The sequence below is a fragment of the Leucogemmata humicola genome (assembly GCF_055379415.1).
This window is the reverse complement of sequence record NZ_AP040875.1, coordinates 818243-833251: the sequence shown is the minus strand read 5'-3', so window position 1 is coordinate 833251 and position 15009 is coordinate 818243. Positions and strand designations below refer to the sequence as shown.

The 15009-nt window shown below is 61.9% G+C and carries 19 protein-coding genes and 1 pseudogene; 4 read left to right on the top strand and 16 right to left on the bottom strand.

Annotated elements, in window-relative coordinates; genetic code table 11:
* Positions 1–4: 4 nt before the first annotated feature.
* Positions 5–1726 carry an amidohydrolase gene (locus tag AC6H4Z_RS03465; RefSeq protein WP_497545348.1) on the bottom strand — a complete coding sequence of 574 codons (1722 nt, stop codon included), beginning with the start codon at positions 1724–1726 and terminating at the stop codon, positions 5–7.
* A 69-nt stretch (positions 1727–1795) separates the two neighbouring features.
* Positions 1796–1996: a DUF3565 domain-containing protein gene (locus AC6H4Z_RS03460; protein WP_497545347.1), complete on the bottom strand. Its 201-nt coding sequence runs from the start codon at positions 1994–1996 to the stop codon at positions 1796–1798.
* 105 nt (positions 1997–2101) lie between these two features.
* On the opposite strand from AC6H4Z_RS03460, the gene AC6H4Z_RS03455 reads away from it, so the two are divergent.
* Together AC6H4Z_RS03455 and AC6H4Z_RS03450 are read left to right on the top strand one after the other, a co-directional pair.
* Positions 2102–3055: an ankyrin repeat domain-containing protein gene (locus AC6H4Z_RS03455; RefSeq protein ID WP_497545346.1), complete on the top strand. Its 954-nt coding sequence runs from the start codon at positions 2102–2104 to the stop codon at positions 3053–3055.
* Complete coding sequence (locus tag AC6H4Z_RS03450) at positions 3052–3816, top strand: hypothetical protein (protein ID WP_497545345.1); 765 nt, start codon at positions 3052–3054, stop codon at positions 3814–3816. Before AC6H4Z_RS03455 ends, AC6H4Z_RS03450 begins: the two co-directional genes overlap by 4 nt.
* Here AC6H4Z_RS03450 and AC6H4Z_RS03445 read toward each other — a convergent pair.
* The 6 genes and pseudogenes from AC6H4Z_RS03445 to AC6H4Z_RS03420 all read right to left on the bottom strand — a co-directional run bounded on the left by AC6H4Z_RS03445 (position 3813) and on the right by AC6H4Z_RS03420 (position 8890).
* Positions 3813–4544, bottom strand: a complete 732-nt coding sequence (locus tag AC6H4Z_RS03445; RefSeq protein WP_497545344.1) for a DUF3108 domain-containing protein — start codon at positions 4542–4544, stop codon at positions 3813–3815. The genes AC6H4Z_RS03450 and AC6H4Z_RS03445 overlap by 4 nt on opposite strands.
* Before the next feature lie 183 nt (positions 4545–4727).
* On the bottom strand, positions 4728–5183 hold the full coding sequence (locus AC6H4Z_RS03440; protein WP_497545343.1) for a VOC family protein: 456 nt from the start codon (positions 5181–5183) through the stop codon (positions 4728–4730).
* Positions 5184–5277: 94 nt separating this feature from the next.
* Complete coding sequence (locus AC6H4Z_RS03435) at positions 5278–6147, bottom strand: prolipoprotein diacylglyceryl transferase (RefSeq protein WP_497545342.1); 870 nt, start codon at positions 6145–6147, stop codon at positions 5278–5280.
* Positions 6148–6237: 90 nt separating this feature from the next.
* On the bottom strand, positions 6238–6774 hold the full coding sequence (locus tag AC6H4Z_RS03430) for a DUF3592 domain-containing protein (RefSeq protein ID WP_497545341.1): 537 nt from the start codon (positions 6772–6774) through the stop codon (positions 6238–6240).
* A 97-nt stretch (positions 6775–6871) separates the two neighbouring features.
* Positions 6872–7884, bottom strand: a pseudogene (locus AC6H4Z_RS03425) (LLM class flavin-dependent oxidoreductase).
* Positions 7885–7936: 52 nt separating this feature from the next.
* A complete protein-coding gene (locus tag AC6H4Z_RS03420) occupies positions 7937–8890 on the bottom strand; it encodes an SDR family NAD(P)-dependent oxidoreductase (RefSeq protein WP_497545340.1) in 954 nt (317 codons plus the stop codon).
* 114 nt (positions 8891–9004) lie between these two features.
* Here AC6H4Z_RS03420 and AC6H4Z_RS03415 point away from each other — a divergent pair, with 114 nt between their 5' ends.
* Positions 9005–9613: a TetR/AcrR family transcriptional regulator gene (locus AC6H4Z_RS03415; protein ID WP_497545339.1), complete on the top strand. Its 609-nt coding sequence runs from the start codon at positions 9005–9007 to the stop codon at positions 9611–9613.
* A gap of 13 nt (positions 9614–9626) precedes the next feature.
* Here the strand turns inward: AC6H4Z_RS03415 and AC6H4Z_RS03410 are convergent, their stop codons facing one another.
* From AC6H4Z_RS03410 to AC6H4Z_RS03395, 4 genes are all read right to left on the bottom strand, one after another.
* Positions 9627–10187 carry a sugar O-acetyltransferase gene (locus tag AC6H4Z_RS03410; RefSeq protein ID WP_497545338.1) on the bottom strand — a complete coding sequence of 187 codons (561 nt, stop codon included), beginning with the start codon at positions 10185–10187 and terminating at the stop codon, positions 9627–9629.
* 22 nt (positions 10188–10209) lie between these two features.
* The gene (locus AC6H4Z_RS03405) at positions 10210–10587 is read right to left on the bottom strand and encodes a DUF4180 domain-containing protein (RefSeq protein WP_497545337.1); all 378 of its coding nucleotides are present in this window, start codon (positions 10585–10587) and stop codon (positions 10210–10212) included.
* 324 nt (positions 10588–10911) lie between these two features.
* The gene (locus tag AC6H4Z_RS03400) at positions 10912–11337 is read right to left on the bottom strand and encodes a hypothetical protein (protein WP_497545336.1); all 426 of its coding nucleotides are present in this window, start codon (positions 11335–11337) and stop codon (positions 10912–10914) included.
* A 14-nt stretch (positions 11338–11351) separates the two neighbouring features.
* On the bottom strand, positions 11352–11927 hold the full coding sequence (locus AC6H4Z_RS03395) for a DUF192 domain-containing protein (RefSeq protein ID WP_497545335.1): 576 nt from the start codon (positions 11925–11927) through the stop codon (positions 11352–11354).
* 182 nt (positions 11928–12109) lie between these two features.
* Here AC6H4Z_RS03395 and AC6H4Z_RS03390 point away from each other — a divergent pair, with 182 nt between their 5' ends.
* Positions 12110–12595 (top strand): hypothetical protein, encoded by a 486-nt coding sequence (locus AC6H4Z_RS03390; protein ID WP_497545334.1) that lies wholly within the window; start codon positions 12110–12112, stop codon positions 12593–12595.
* A 16-nt stretch (positions 12596–12611) separates the two neighbouring features.
* On the opposite strand, the gene AC6H4Z_RS03385 is transcribed toward AC6H4Z_RS03390, so the two are convergent.
* The 4 genes from AC6H4Z_RS03385 to AC6H4Z_RS03370 all read right to left on the bottom strand — a co-directional run bounded on the left by AC6H4Z_RS03385 (position 12612) and on the right by AC6H4Z_RS03370 (position 14974).
* Complete coding sequence (locus AC6H4Z_RS03385) at positions 12612–13283, bottom strand: polyamine aminopropyltransferase (protein ID WP_497545333.1); 672 nt, start codon at positions 13281–13283, stop codon at positions 12612–12614.
* Between the two features lie 410 nt (positions 13284–13693).
* A complete protein-coding gene (locus tag AC6H4Z_RS03380) occupies positions 13694–14272 on the bottom strand; it encodes a hypothetical protein (RefSeq protein ID WP_497545332.1) in 579 nt (192 codons plus the stop codon).
* Between the two features lie 30 nt (positions 14273–14302).
* Positions 14303–14764 (bottom strand): NUDIX domain-containing protein, encoded by a 462-nt coding sequence (locus tag AC6H4Z_RS03375; protein ID WP_497545331.1) that lies wholly within the window; start codon positions 14762–14764, stop codon positions 14303–14305.
* A 15-nt stretch (positions 14765–14779) separates the two neighbouring features.
* Positions 14780–14974 (bottom strand): hypothetical protein, encoded by a 195-nt coding sequence (locus tag AC6H4Z_RS03370; RefSeq protein WP_497545330.1) that lies wholly within the window; start codon positions 14972–14974, stop codon positions 14780–14782.
* Positions 14975–15009: the final 35 nt, after the last annotated feature.

The following is a 15009-nucleotide window of genomic DNA, read 5'->3' as shown; positions in this document are numbered from 1 at the left end:
GCCCTCAGGGTTGGTAGACCGTCTCTGCCCCAACGACGGTCCGGACGATCGTGATGTCCTTGATTTTGTCCTTGGCGACCGTGTGCGGATCGTCGGAGAGCACGACGAAATCCGCCAGCTTCCCCTCGGTGATCGAGCCCTTGAGCGTTTCCTCATGCGAGGCGTACGCGCCGTTGAGCGTATTGACCTTGATCGCCTCGTCCACGCTGATGCGCTGGTTGGCGCCCCACGTGGTGTTGTCCCAACCTGTACGCGTGACCATGCCCTGAATACCCATCAGCGGCGCGAAGGGACCGGGGCTGAAATCGGAACCAGCCGCAGCCCATATACCGGCGTCGAGCATCGTACGGTACGCCATACCGTGCTTCATGAACTCTTCGCCGTAGAAGGGAAACTTGTCGGTGTTGTAGTACGCATACGTCGTGAACATCGCAGGCACGGCGCCCGCCGCCTTGATTCGGCGCACGAGATCGTCGTTGATCATCGTACAGTGCGTGATCTTGGGACGAGCGTCGACTCGTGGTGCAAGCTTCTGCGCGCGCTCGAATGCCGTGAGGTACATGTCGATCGCGACGTCGCCGTTTGCGTGGCAATTCACCTGAATGCCAGCGCGATGGACACGTTCGACCCAGGCGTTGAGATCGTCCTGCGTCTCGGTGATGTTGCCCTTGTATGTAGTTCCCGCGTACGGGGTGCTGCGCGCCAGCGTCCGCTCGGAGAACGACCCGTCGACAGTGTGCTCCGACGTCGCGCCAAACTTGATCCACTCATCGCCGAAGCCGCTCTTGACCCCGCTGGCGATCATGGAGTCGAGTACGCGTCCGCTGGCTTCATAGCTCACTCGATGGTGCAGATCGCCACGCGCGCGAACTTCCTGGATGGCCGACAGATCGCCGCCCTCGTGGTGCACGCTCGTAAGGCCGTATCGCGTAAACTGTTTGGAGATGTGGGCGATTCCATCGCGATCGCGCTGGGCGCGCTGCTCTGTGGTAAACGACGGCCGCTGGCCGGCGCGGCTGATCGTACCGCGCGCGAGGTCGGTGACGCGGCCATTCAACTCACCATTTTCGTCGCGGTCGTACGTTCCGCCGGGCGGATTGGGAGTGTCCTTCGTGATTCCAGCGAGTTGCAGCGCCTTGCTGTTGTAAAACGACGTGTGCCCGCCGCGGTGCTGAACCGCGACCGGATGCTCAGTCGACACCTGATCGAGATCGCGAATGTTGAGCTGGCGCTTGTCCGTGAGCTTCGTGTCGTCGTGGAAAAAGCCTTCGACCCAGGTCCCGGCCGGCACCTGCTGCGCCTTTGCGCGAAGCTTGGCAATGATGCTCGCAATCGTGACGAATTCGACTTCAAACGGATTGCCGACGAGGACTTCATACAAAAGCGTGTCGCCGCCGGCGTGATTGTGACAATCGATGAAGCCGGGGACGATCGTCATCTGCTTCGCGTCGAACGTCTGCGTTCGCTTTCCGATCAGCGCTCGTATATCCGCGTTGCTCCCGACCGCGACAAACCGACCACCTTTGGTAGCAAACGCCTGCGCCGTCGGCAGCTTTGCATCCACCGTGTAGACCTTGGCGTTGAACACAACGAGGTCTGGATCGACGGGAAGAAGTCCCACCGCCATTCGCGCGCTCGCACCACGAGCCCACGCTGGTGAGAGAGCTCCGGCGACGCCGAGCGCGGTTATGCCGAGGAATTCGCGTCTGCCGTGGCGATCGGTCATGGTGATAGGGTTGGTGACACCATGGTTGTATGACGCGCCGGGCTCCGTCGCAAGCCCGTTGATCGCAGCCTACAGCCGGAGCGCGGAACCGTCACACAGTACACAGTTCAACTCTGTGCCGAGGTGCGCGGTACGACCCTCAGGGGTCGTGACCCAAACCCGCACCTGCCAGGGTGGGTCGTGCCGGACGTGCTGGCCGTGACCGCAGCTGAGTTCCGCCACCCAATGACCTTCATCGTCGAGGTGATACCCAATGATCGGTCGGTTCACAGCTCACCTCCGCTCCAAATGGGTTCCAGCATGATCGCCACGCGCCGTCGAGTGTTGTAATCTCTCCAGGCATAGAATGGAACAAGAACCAACGACCTGGCGACAATGACACTGATCTTCTGGACCATCACGGCACTCGATGCCTTGCTGTTTGTCGGACTCCTCATTGCCACTCTTACGGCGACGGGAATCTCCGATGGCGGACGCGAGATGTCGCTGTTTTTCTACATCATCATCCCCGCCATCATCATCGGCGGTGGCGTACTGCTCTTCGTCAAATCCGAGTCGGTGGTCTGGCGAAGCCTCGCGCTGCTCATCGTTGCCGGCCCCGGACTGCTGCTCGCAGTGACGCGGATACGGAGCGCCGCGATCGACTACCAGATCCATCAAAACTCGCTCGGCCGTGGCTACTTCTCGGGTCGCGATATGAAGGCAGCTGGCGCCGCGGTGATTCGCCGAGACACAGCCGCACTCAGAACAGTCGGCGCGCGCGTCGACATCAACACCAAAGGCGAGCGCGGAATGACGTTGATGCAGCTTGCCGTCGAACAGGCGTGGGAAGGGCCGAATGTGCCATCAGGTAGCGTGACTTCGCTCGACGTCGTGCGAGAACTCATATCGCTCAAGGCGGATCCGAACTTCGGCCTGGAAACCGCAACCAAGGTTCGCGACGTAGCCATGGTGAACACGCTGCTCGATGGCGGCGCCAATCCCAACTATGCCGGCGACAACGGTCCGGTCGTTTTCGAGTGGCTCGGCGTCACACCGATCGCAAATTTCACCGCCCTGCTCGACCACAAGCTCGACATAAACCTGACGACTCGAAACAAGGAACCGCTCGTCGTCTCCGCAGCGCGAGCTGATCGGTGGGACATCGTGTTGCTGCTCATGGCGCGCGGTGTCGACGTTTCGCGCGGTGATGCGCAGGGTGACCGACTCGCCGACGTCGTGCAGAGCCGCATGGAATCGACGATGGACCGACCGGCCGAGATGAAAGCCGATATCGCCCGCGTGAAGACATTGCTCGGCGGTGCCGCGTCGCCGAAGGCGGCGCGATGATTCCACTCGATGACGATCGGCAAAGCCCGTCGGTCGACATCACGACCAACGGCCGCAGCGGCGGTATCACCTATCGCGAGGGCGAACAAACGATCCCATTCGATTGGGAGTTGGCGATGTCGCCCGCAATCGCGCTCCTCTGGGGCCCGAAGCGCGCCGGTTGGGACGCGCAGTATCCCTGGGCCATCGGTCGCCAAGCGGAGATTTTCGAGTTTGTTTGCGCCGAAGTCGTCCGTCAGAAGGCGCCGGACGGCACGTACGAGTACGACCTCGAACTCGGCGATCTGACAATCCTCAACAGCAACAGTCCGCGCGGTCGCGAACTTCGTATGGCGGCCGCGGCGGCCGCGACCACGGCGTTGCAACAACACCTCTCCGTCGACGCCCGCCTTGCTGCTGCCGAGTCGGCGACGAAAGGCGAGGCTGAACCCATCGACGAAGCGATTCTCGCCCGAGAAATCCGACGCCTGTCGCAGCCCAACGATGGACTCGAACGCGCGCTTCGCTTGGCAGCCGCGCGACCGAGCGAAACGATCAAGCAGGCACTCCTGTGGGCAAGCTACAACGCCACCGCGTGCGCGCCTCACTGTGCGGCGCAGCTGCTCGTCATCCGCGGCACGGCGACCGAGCCCTTTGACGCCGACGTATTGGCAATGCTTGGCAAGCTCGGGAAACACACGAGCTCTTTCGATCGCGACGCCGCATTCGCAGAACTATCGACGCGTGTCGGAATGGTGCTCGATCAGAGTAGCCAGGACTAAGGCGCCGCCGCCTGGTATGACCGAAGCGTCATCGTGATCGAACCGACCGAGAGCTTCGCGTTGATCTGAACTATCACGTGAGCGGAATCGTCAGACAACCATACCTGCCCTTCTCCATTCGAGAACATCGTCGATGTCTTGATGATCGGCTGTACGACTACCGTGTTCCACCGCTTCCCCGCTGCCTCGATCGTATCCTTTCGCAATACCCGGAGCGTGACCGGATTGCTCGCTGGCTTGAAGTGCCTCGGGATCGCGGTCGTCGTTCCGACTTCGAGATCCCGTGTGCGCACGTAGTAGAGGAACGAGATGTCGTCGAGCGGATCAGCGACGGAAGGCTGCTCGAAATCGCCGCCATCCGAATAACTCCGACGTTCGGGGAAGATCTCGTAGCGTTTCTTCCGAACGCGGCCGCCGTCGAACTGATCCTGGGTGAATCGCAAGCTCTGAAACGTGGCCGTATCCACCCAGCTCTGCATCGTGTCGCGCGCCGAATACTTGTACAGCAGCAGATTCACGCCGGCCGCGAGCGTCAGGCGAAAGTGATAGGCGTCGCGACCACGGACGGTGTCCACGCCAACCACCGAAAGGCTAGCAGCGCCAGCATGGATGACTCCGTAGCGGACGTCATACTCGGCGCGCTCTCCCACCGCGAACGGCTGCGCGCGCTGAGTCGAAGACGAAGTCGCGAGCCCTAGACACGCGACGAGGATCAGCCAGAGCTTCAACGAATCGACTGTACGGAGGTCTCGAGTGTTGCGAGCGGACAACGAAACGTATGGCGGCTCGCAAGAATCGCAGCGATCAATCGCGAAGTGCGGCCATCGGGTCGCGCGCCGCGCAGGGAGGTACGGCATTCTCTGCCGACGGCGCCCGAAGTTGGGAAACGAACCGGGTCTGGAGTTCGCTCGTCAGTTCCCGTCGAACGCTGCCTGAAGTTGGCTCAGGTCCAGCTTGTTCATTCGCAGCATTGTGTCGACAACGCGCTTCGACTGTTCCGGACTTCCGGAGCTCATTAGACGCGGCAGCGCGTTCGGCACGACCTGCCACGACAACCCAAACTTGTCCTTGAGCCAGCCGCACTGATTCGGCGACCCGCCGTCGGCCGTCAGCTTGTCCCAGAGCTCGTCGATTTCCTGCTGCGTCTCGCACCCGACGAAGAACGAAACGGCTTCATTGAACTTGAACACCGGCCCCGCGTTGAGGCCCAGGAAACGTTGCCCCTGAAGTTCGAACTCGACCGACATCACCTGCCCATTCATTCGGCTGACGTTGCCGACTTTGGTGCTGGGGAAAATCGAGGCGTAGAAGTTCATGGCCTCTTCGGCCTGAGTGTCGAACCAGAGGAACGGCGTGATCGTCGGCATGGTTGGCTCCGAATGTGAGAGGTCGTGTGCCTGCTTCTGGCGTAAGTCGGAGCCGAAGCCCGATCCTCTACATGGCGTCGATCACGAGTTGCGATTAGGCGAAAATCGGCCTCTGGGCCGAACGGGCGGCGGGCCGGGCCGCCGGCGCGTTGCGAGCGCGCATGATGATGACCCCGGCGATGAACACGGCAATCGCGATACACTGTGCGACGCTCAGGGCGAAGAAGCGATCGTCCTTGATTCGCAAGAATTCGACAAGGAAACGCTCGATGCCAGCCAGCACCGCATAGACGCCGAACAGCCAGCCATCAGCGTGCGTGTGTTTGCGTAGGCGCCAAAGAATCAGGAACATCACGAAGCCGAGCGCCACTTCGATGAGCTGAGTCGGTACGACGCTGACGACAGTCGACGGGTCCATCGACGCGGGAAAGACCGCATGGAACGCCTGCGTCATACTACCAACCGTCGTGGGCGGGCTTCCATCGGGAAACGACACGGCGAGTGGACCCTGATACCACTTTCCATAGTCGTCTCCGACCGCCCAGCAGCCCGTACGTCCTACGGCATAGCCAGCGGCGATAGCTGGCCCAGCAACGTCGGCGTATCGGGAGAACGGAAGCTTTCGATAGCGAATCATCGCCCAGCACGCGATCACGGAGCCGATGAAGCCGCCCCAGAACACAAAGCCGGCGCGCGAAAAGAGATCGTGCCAGTTGTGCTTGATTACACCGACGAAATACAGCTTGCCGCCGATCATCGTGCCCATCAACGCCGCGAAGAGCACATCGCCGACGTGGTTCGCCTCGAGATCGTAGCCGCGCCGGAACAGCTCGCGTTCCGAAACGATCTGCGCAATGACGAACGCGAGCAGCACGGCAATGCCGAAGCCGGCGAGATCCCATTGGAAGCTGCCAATGTGGATCGGGATCACGAAGTTGTGGACGACGATAGGGTGGTCGCTCATAGTGCCTGAGAATTAAGCATCGTCGCGAGCCTTCGGGAGCACCTGAGTGAGGACTTGAAGTGGGTTGTCAAGCCGGGACGACGCTTCACTCTAGTCGAGTCTCTTGCGCACAGTGTGTGTCTCGGCAGATGTCCACCGCAGTAGCAACCCCGATAGCACCAGATAGACGATTGCTCGCAATCCGGCTCCCACGGGCCAGGCAGTCTCGAGAACCGCGTCTTCCGGATTCATCGAGTTGAAGTGAACGACAACGCGCGCCCCGACCGGATATCGACGCCGGTATTCCCGCGGATAGTTCTTGCCGCCTCTCGTTTCAGCGTCGATGCGCTTCGCGGTGTACTGACGCCCGGCAACCGCGTATCGGTAGGCGACGTAAAAGTGATCCGTTGTGAGATCACGCGGCCGCTTCCCGATGATTCCGACCACGTCCGTTCGAACCTCACTCGACATGACGACGCCTGGCGTCGTTGGCCATCCACGAACCGCGAGAGCGCGATAGACACCGTACCCGGCCATAATACCGAGAACGCCGCTGATGACCCCAAATGTCGCCGCAACCCAGATACGACCGGGCAAGCGACGACGGCGACGCCAAACAGCCTGTTCTAGAGGCAGCGCTCTGTTCATCGATCGTGAACTGGGTACTGTGCGAAAACTTGACGGCCCGCATCGGAAAGGTGACAGATCATCACGCAGTATGAATCTGGAATACCCTACCCCGGAATCAACCGTCGCGCACTCCGGCGACGATCTCGTACGAGTGCACGCGCGCCGCGTGATCGTAGATCTGCGACGCAACGATCACCTCGTCGGCACCCGTGCGCGCGACCAGTGCAGCCAACTCGTTTCGGACGCGGTCCGGTCCGCCAACGATCGCTTGCGAAAGGATCGGCATCAGTTGCGCGCGATCGAACGGCGTGAGCGTTCGCTCGATGTCGGCAACCGGCGGCGGCACCGGAACTGGATGTCCGCGACGTAGCGCAATGAATGTCTGGATCAGCGACGAGAAGAGCCACTGCGCTTCCTCGTCGGTATCCGCGGCAACGATCGTCGCGCCGAGCAGCACCTTCGGACGCTCACAACGCTCCGACGGCCGAAACTGCGCGCGATAGATCTCGATCGCCTGCATCATGTGCATCGGCGCAAAGTGCGACGCAAAGGCGAAAGGAAGCCCCATCATCGCCGCGAGCTGCGCGCCAAACAGACTGGAGCCGAGGATCCAGATCGGCACACGAGTGCCCTCGCCCGGTACCGCGTGCACGATCTGCCCCGGCTCGCTCGGTTCGAGCAGCGCGATCAATTCGGCGACGTCGTGCGGAAATGCGTCGGCAGCAGCCGGGTCGCGACGCAACGCGCGCGCCGTAGTTTGATCAGAGCCCGGCGCACGACCGAGTCCAAGATCGATGCGACCCGGAAAGAGCGCCTCGAGTGTGCCGAATTGCTCGGCAATCAACAGCGGTGCGTGGTTCGGCAGCATAATGCCGCGGCGCCCACGCGAATCGTCGACGTGCCGCCGGCAACGTGCGCAATCACCACCGCCGTCGCGGCACTCGCCACACCGGGAATACCGTGATGCTCGGCGACCCAGAATCGATGATATCCGAGCCGTTCGGCGTGGCGAGCGAGATCGACCGAGTTGCGAAAGGCCTGTGCGGGAGTTCCTCCCTCGACGATCGGCGAGAGGTCGAGAACCGACAGCGGGAACGAGCGGAGAATGTCGCGAGGCGAAGCGTCCATACTGAAGCATACTGACGGCCGTCAAGCGACGACCGCCGATTGACAGACTCAGCTACGCCACGTCCACCGTTGCTCCGCTCCATACCATCTCGAGACTGACTTCCCAGAGCCGCTCCGCCGCGTCCGGATCCAATGCATGCTCGGCCACACCCGTTCGCGTGCCCGGCTGGTGCGGCGCGGCTTCGTTACAATCTTCGAAGTAGCGTCCACTAATTCCATCGAGCAGCGGCGACGTTGCGACGAGCACCGACGTCGCGGCTCCCTGCTCGGTCGTCTTCCAATTGACCGTCGCCGCGCCCATCTGCGCCCGCAGCCGATCGAGTTCCGCTTCCGTGACGTGACGCTGCAGCCCCGTTCGGATTGCACCGGGCATCAGTGCGTTGACCGTGATGCCGTAGTCTGCCCAACGTTTGGTCGCCTCGACGGCGAAAAGAACGTTGGCCGTTTTCGATTGACCGTAGGCCGTCCACGGCTCGTACGGCCGACGGAGGAAGTGAATGTCGTCGAAGTCCACGCCTGCCCGCAGGTGCGCGCTCGAACTGACAGACACGATGCGCGCACCACCTGCCTCGCGCAGCGCAGGCTTGAGGCCCGCCGCGAGCGCGAAGTGGCCGAGGTGATTCGTCGCGAATTGCATTTCCCAACCCTCGGCCGTTCGCATCAACGGCGACGCCATGACGCCCGCGTTGTTGATGAGAATGTGCAACGGTCCGCGCCAGCGATTGACGAACGCGTTTACGGAATCGCGCACCGAAAGGTCCAGCGGCGATGCGGTGACGCGCGGATTGTTCGTCGCGCGTGCGATATCGGCCGCGACGCGCTCGCCCGCCACGAGATCTCGGACCGCAAGGACGACGTCGGCGCCGGCACTAGCTAAAGCACGAGCAGTCTCGACGCCAATGCCCGACGCGCCGCCGGTGACAACGGCCCGCTTGCCGGTGAGGTCGATACCCTGGATGACGTCCGCGGCGGTGGAAGCAGCGTTGAATGGCGTGGTGATTTTCATATCGAACCTCGGCGTCTGTCGCTAGAATTAGAAGAGGAGGACCCTCCGCTTAGGAAAAAGTATAACCGGAGGATCCTCCGGTTAGCAAGACCATTCGACCAGTGGGGGACTGCGGTGACAACGTCAAAGCGAACCGAACCTCGACTGCGCCAAGACGCGCAGCGGAACCGCGAGCGGCTCCTCGCGGTCGCGGTCGCTGCGTTCACCAAAGACGCCAACGCGTCGCTCGACGGCATCGCGAAAACAGCCGAGGTCGGGATCGGCACGCTGTACCGCCACTTTCCCACGCGCGAAGCTCTCATCGAGGCCGCATATCGCAACGAGCTCGAGAAGCTCTGCGACGCCGCGCCGGAACTCTTGAAGAAGTACGCGCCCGACGAAGCGCTCGGCCGACTGATGGAGCGCTTCATCGACTACATGGGCATCAAGCGCGGGATGGCAGAAGCACTTCGTGCGGTCGTCGCCGCGGGCGGCAATCCGTACAATCAGAGTCGCGCACGACTCGGCGAGGCGATCTCGCTGCTGCTCGAGGCGGGACAAAAGGCGGGCGTGCTCCGCTCCGATGTGGGCGCCGAGGACGTGCTGAGCATGAGCGGCGTCTTTCTCACGACCGCTGACAATCCGCAACAGGCGCGTCGACTCGCGTCGATACTGGTCGACGGTCTGCGGTATCGCGCGGGCGAGGCCCCCAAGACCGTGAAGCCGAGGAAGAAGCGGGCTTAGCCTTTGCCGCGCGTCAATCGTCGACGACGCGAATCACTCGACAGGGATTGCCTGCGGCGACGACGCCCGGCGGCAGTGATTTCGTGACGACACTCCCGGCGCCGACGACGGTATCATCGCCAATTGTCACACCGGGTAGGACGATGGCGCCGCCACCGATCCAAACTCGGCGACCAATCTCAATTGGCCGCGCGAGCTCCGGACCTGCAACACGAGCGGCCGCGGCGATCGGGTGGGTCGCAGTGTAGAGTTGCACGGCAGGGCCGAGCTGCGTCTGCGCACCAATCGTTATCGTGTTGCAGTCGAGGAAGACGCAGTTGAAGTTGACGAAGACGCCGTCGCCAAGTGCGATCTGCGAACCGTAGTCGCAGAAGAACGGTGGTTCGATCACGGCGCCGGAGCCGATCCGACCGAGCAATGCTTCGAGTACGTTGCGACGCTCGGCGTTTGCGGCGGGATCGAGAGCGTTGTACGACTGCCAGAGCTGACGTGCTCGTGTGCGTTCCGCGACGAGTTCCGGATCAGTGGCGATGTAGAGTTCCCCGCGAAGCATCTTCTCGCGCTGCGTGGTCATGAATCGTCTCGCGCATATGGATTCAGGACCGTGTCAGCCATTCGCGTGCCGCATCGGCGGTGTCGAACAGGGCGAAGTGGCCTTTCCACCGTTCCTCGGCCAACATCTCGCCGAAGCGAGAACTCGGTTCGGCCGTACCAGGCGGTGCGACAACAGCGAGACGAATACCGCCGTAGCTGCGGAGTTTTTGTAGCAATTCGCCCGCGACACCCGAGCTCAGGTCAAAAAAGCTCGTGGGGAGATTCTCTGCGTAGAGCATGACCGCGCGAGCGCCTGTGTTGAAACAGGCCTCGAGCAGGCGAACCGCATCGCGACCCTTCGTCAGCAGTTGAACGCCAGGCGCACCTTCAACGAAACGCACACCGTTGAGTTCCGCCGCCGTGATTTGTATTGCGTCCATTAGAGGGTCGGAGAAATGCGGGTGAAGCGCGGACGATTAGAACTGGACGCCGGCAGTAATCGGAACCGTCGATTGCGGAAGCCCGGCGCTCGCACGAGCGAGTTGAACCCGCGCGTCGATGTGCCAACGAGCCGCACCGATCGGAATAGCGATGCCAACGCCCATTTCGACATACGGCGCGACGTCGGTGCCGTGCGCTGGCGCTTCGCTGATGTAACGGACACCGAAGCCAGCGATAAGTGCCGGCGAGACGGACGCCTCGGTCGAACGAGTATTACGAGTTTATTGATCACGCGGCGAGTCGCTGTCATAGGCACCCGATGACTAGACAGCAGGTTGTCGCACCTGTTCAGAAGCTCGTGAGCGAAAGAAGTACCGCTCGGCCAAATAGCATGCGAGGAGGCCGCAGGCATACGACACGATGTCGAGTGGATCGAAACGGCCTGGAAAGACACCGTGCGGCCAATAACGCTGGCTCACTTCGGAAAGCGCGCTGGCAACGAAGAGAATGAGCGCGGCGCTCTCCGGCGTGCGGCCGACCGCTCGCTGAAAGACCGAGCCGCGGCCCCGCGACGAGTGCAGTCCACGCGCGATGATGTACATCCACGCCGGCACTACGACGTCGGCGGCGTGATTGGTGAGAACGCCGGCGCGGACGCGAAGCATGTTCAGCACCGCGGTCATGATGAACACCGCGGACAGCACGTAGAAGACGGCGCGCCAGACTTGCGGCGTTCGGTCGAGAGGCATTGGAGCGGCGCGTTTCAACTGGGTGGTCGAGGCGCTCGGCGGCGCGTCGTTGTGTCCTGCAGGAGCACGCGATCACCGACGCGGAGTTTCCGTCGCGCAAAGTAGCCCGCGTTGACTTCGAGCGCAGCAACATACCGCGCGCCGGCGAGATAGTTAGGGCAACCCTCCGCAAGGATGCTCGAGCAAGGCGCCATCGTCTGAATCGTTCGTACGACGCCAGCGCTATCGATGAACGCGATGTCGAGGGGAATGCGAGTACGGAACATCCAAAACGCCGAGCTCTCGGGCTGAACGCCTGAATAGACGAAGAGCATCCCGGCGTCCGGTCCCAGCACACGACGCTCCATCAAACCCATGGTGTGTTGATCGGGCGACTCCGCGAGTTCGACGGTGAGCTTCGTCGTATCCCGAGCGGCGACGAGACGGATGGTCGCCGTATCGAACGACACGAGTCGAGAATATCGGTCGTCATCGCTGGCGTCGGGTTTGGAGGTGCAGGCAAACGCAAACCAGAGCGAGAGCAACGCGAGGTGACGACGACGCTTTGAGTTCGACAATGATGATTCCATATAGTTCCAACGGGCGGGCATCACGCTACCTGTTCGTCGCTTCCTTTGGACACTCTGGTCGATTCCGCTTGCCGTCGACGGTACTGCGGCAAACTATGTCGCCCACGGCACATGGCGATAGCAAGTCGCCCCGGTGTTGGGCTTCTTGTGGACCAACGCCGGTGCGGCGGCGTACGTTAAACTGCCCCAACAACGGAGTCATTTTGCGCAACACGATCTGGCCTACGTTACTAGCTCTCGCCTGCCTCGCGCCGTGTGCGCGTGCGCAGACCTCGAACACCGACGGCAAAGCAGCTATCGCCGTCGCCGACTCGGTGCTCGCCGCGCTCTCGACCGGCGACGGTAAGACGCTCGCGCGTCTTTCATTCGACTCATCGGTCGTCGGAGGCGTTGGTCTGCGCGATGGCGTAGAGCGTCTATCACTACGAACGTGGGGCCTGTACATCAATCGTCCAGGTCCGTCGACATTCGTCGAGAGAGGCTTCGACGCTACGGTTCGCGTACAGGATCACTTGGCGCAGGTCTGGATGCCGTACGATCTCTACATCGACAACAAGTGGTCACACTGTGGCGTGGACACGTTCACGCTCATGAAGAGCGATGGACGTTGGCGCGTGGCAGCACTGATCTACACGATCGAGCAGCCGCCGGCATGTCGCAAACACCCAGCTGGGCCGCCCGCGCCGTAAGCTGACGGCCGAGTCGTCAGCCGCGTGGCGTCGCGACATAGAGGGTGTGCATTGGCCCGGCCGTGTCGTGCGCACGGACTCGCAGCACCTTTACGGAAAGTCGCGAGTTACGCAACGCACCCTCGAATTTTGGGTCGTCCCCCACAGACCAATACACAATCGACCCGCCGGGGCGAAGCGCAGCCACCGTGTTTGCGATACCGTGCTTCGCGTACAACGCTGCATTCTCCGACATCAGCATCCCGTCAGGCCCGTTGTCGGTATCGAGCATGATCGCGTCGAAGCCGGCGGGGTTCGCGCCGAGGACGTCGGTCACGTCCCCCTGAACGACTCGAACACGCGGATCGCTCATCGCCTTGACGGAAATGCCGAGCTGTGGATTCGCGTTCCATTCGATCACTTCGGCCAGGAGCTCCGCGACGACAATTTCGGCATCGTCGCGAAGCTCGCGGAGCGCCGCGCGAAGTGTGAAGCCGAGCCCAAGCCCTCCGATCAGCACGCGTGCACGCGTCGCATCGCGCAACGGAGCGCACGCGACTTCCGCGAGCCGATCTTCGGAGAGGTGCCGGCGCGTCGACATGAGTTCCACCCCATCGGCGCGGATGAGAAATGCACCGTCGTGCCGGTACAGAGCGATCACCGTTCCATTCGGTGTTCGCGCCTCGCCCAACCGCTCGTACGGCTTCATCGTGCGACGTGATTACAGGTAGTGGTGGCTAGGGCGAGTCTGTATCGACTCTCGCGGCCAGTGCTGCGAGCGTCTCCCGACAGGACGTGCAGGTTGGCATGCCGCGCACCGCCGAGAGCTGCGCGACGGGTCGCGACGTACGACACCAACGACATTGGCCGAACTCGACGGCTTCTTGCCCCCGGTTCGCGATCGGAATCTCCGCCGCGACGCACTCGGTGCAAATGTAGAGACCGGGACCGGAGATGAGGTGGACACCATCGGCTTGGACGCGGGCGCACCCCATGCAGCGCGGCGAAGCCGTGAATCCGGGAATGAACCGACCTGCGGTGCGACGGAACAGGTTGTCGAGACCAGGCATCGGCCCTCCGAGGGTTAGTGGTACTGAGATCACCGTGACGCTTGCGTCGTTAGGACACCCAGAACCCTACGCTCTTGCGCACACGCCATTCATGGGGCGCGTCCCGCCGTGTCACCCATACGGCTTCGCCATGTCCGCACCGCCCTCCGCAGCGGTATTCGTAGTAGACGAGCGCATCGAGCGAGTCATCGCTAAACGCAACGGGAGAAAATTGAAAGTAGCCGCGCTGCTTTGGGTAACGACGATTGAATTCTGCCCATCCTGACGGGCCACTCGCGAAGATCTCCGCCAACTCGGCGCCTTTCAGCACGCGAACAGGACGCGGCATGGACAGCGCGCCGCTGGATCGACGGGTGCGACTCAGCACTTCAAGGCTCGATGGAAGTTTGCCAGGAACCGAATCGAACCGCGGGGGCGACTTCGCGACCATGTCGCTCGGGTCTCGAAAGCGGAGCGTGCTGTCTCCGAGCAGAATTGTGTCGGGAAGTGGCTTGATACCGGTGGCGTCGAGCAAAGCAGCATAGACGGCCGCATCCATCGAGCTCGACAGAGCAACTCGCGATTTAGTCGCGATCGCGATGCTGGCAATGAATAGCGAGACGATAGAGGGAACTATCCAGCGCATCATTAAACCTATACAACTAAACTGTAATTCATGTCAGCGGCCGGATAAATCACGAATCTCTCCACCGTTTATTAGTTCACGGATTGCTGTCAGTTGCGGATAGAGAAACGGATCTGTGCGAATGTCGTGCGGCCAGTCGTGTTCAACGCGCATTGAGAGCCACATGATATCGATCAGCTCGGCATTGGCTCCTTCGCCGCCGCCGGGAGCGGCTTCGCCGGCCAGTACGGTACAGCGATACGTGCGCCAGCGGACATACGTTCCGTCCGGCGGCTGAGCGGGAACATCCGAAAGCAGACTCACGACTCGTACGGTCAGGCCCGTCTCCTCCTGCACCTCGCGAACGACACACGTCGACTCGTCCTCTCCCTCTTCACGGCCACCACCCGGAAGCATCCACATCGTATCGCCGTTCCGAAATGCGCAGTGCAAAAGAAGAATCGCGTCGTTGCGAACTACGGCCGCCTGGTATCGAGTGTGACGGAGCGTTGCCATGTGAGTTGTGATCCCCTATCTGTCGGCCATGTGACGGACGACGAACTCCGCTACGTTGACCACGCGCTCGATGCCCGCCAGATCGATGCGAGCGGCAATATCGCCAATAGCCGACGCTGACCGGCGCGCCCGCGACTGTTCGGTAACCGGCAAGAAGTAGAAGAACGACGAGCACAAATGCCGCGATAGATCAATAATGTTAATACTCATAATTCTCACGCACGGCGGCCAGCCCACGCCCAAAC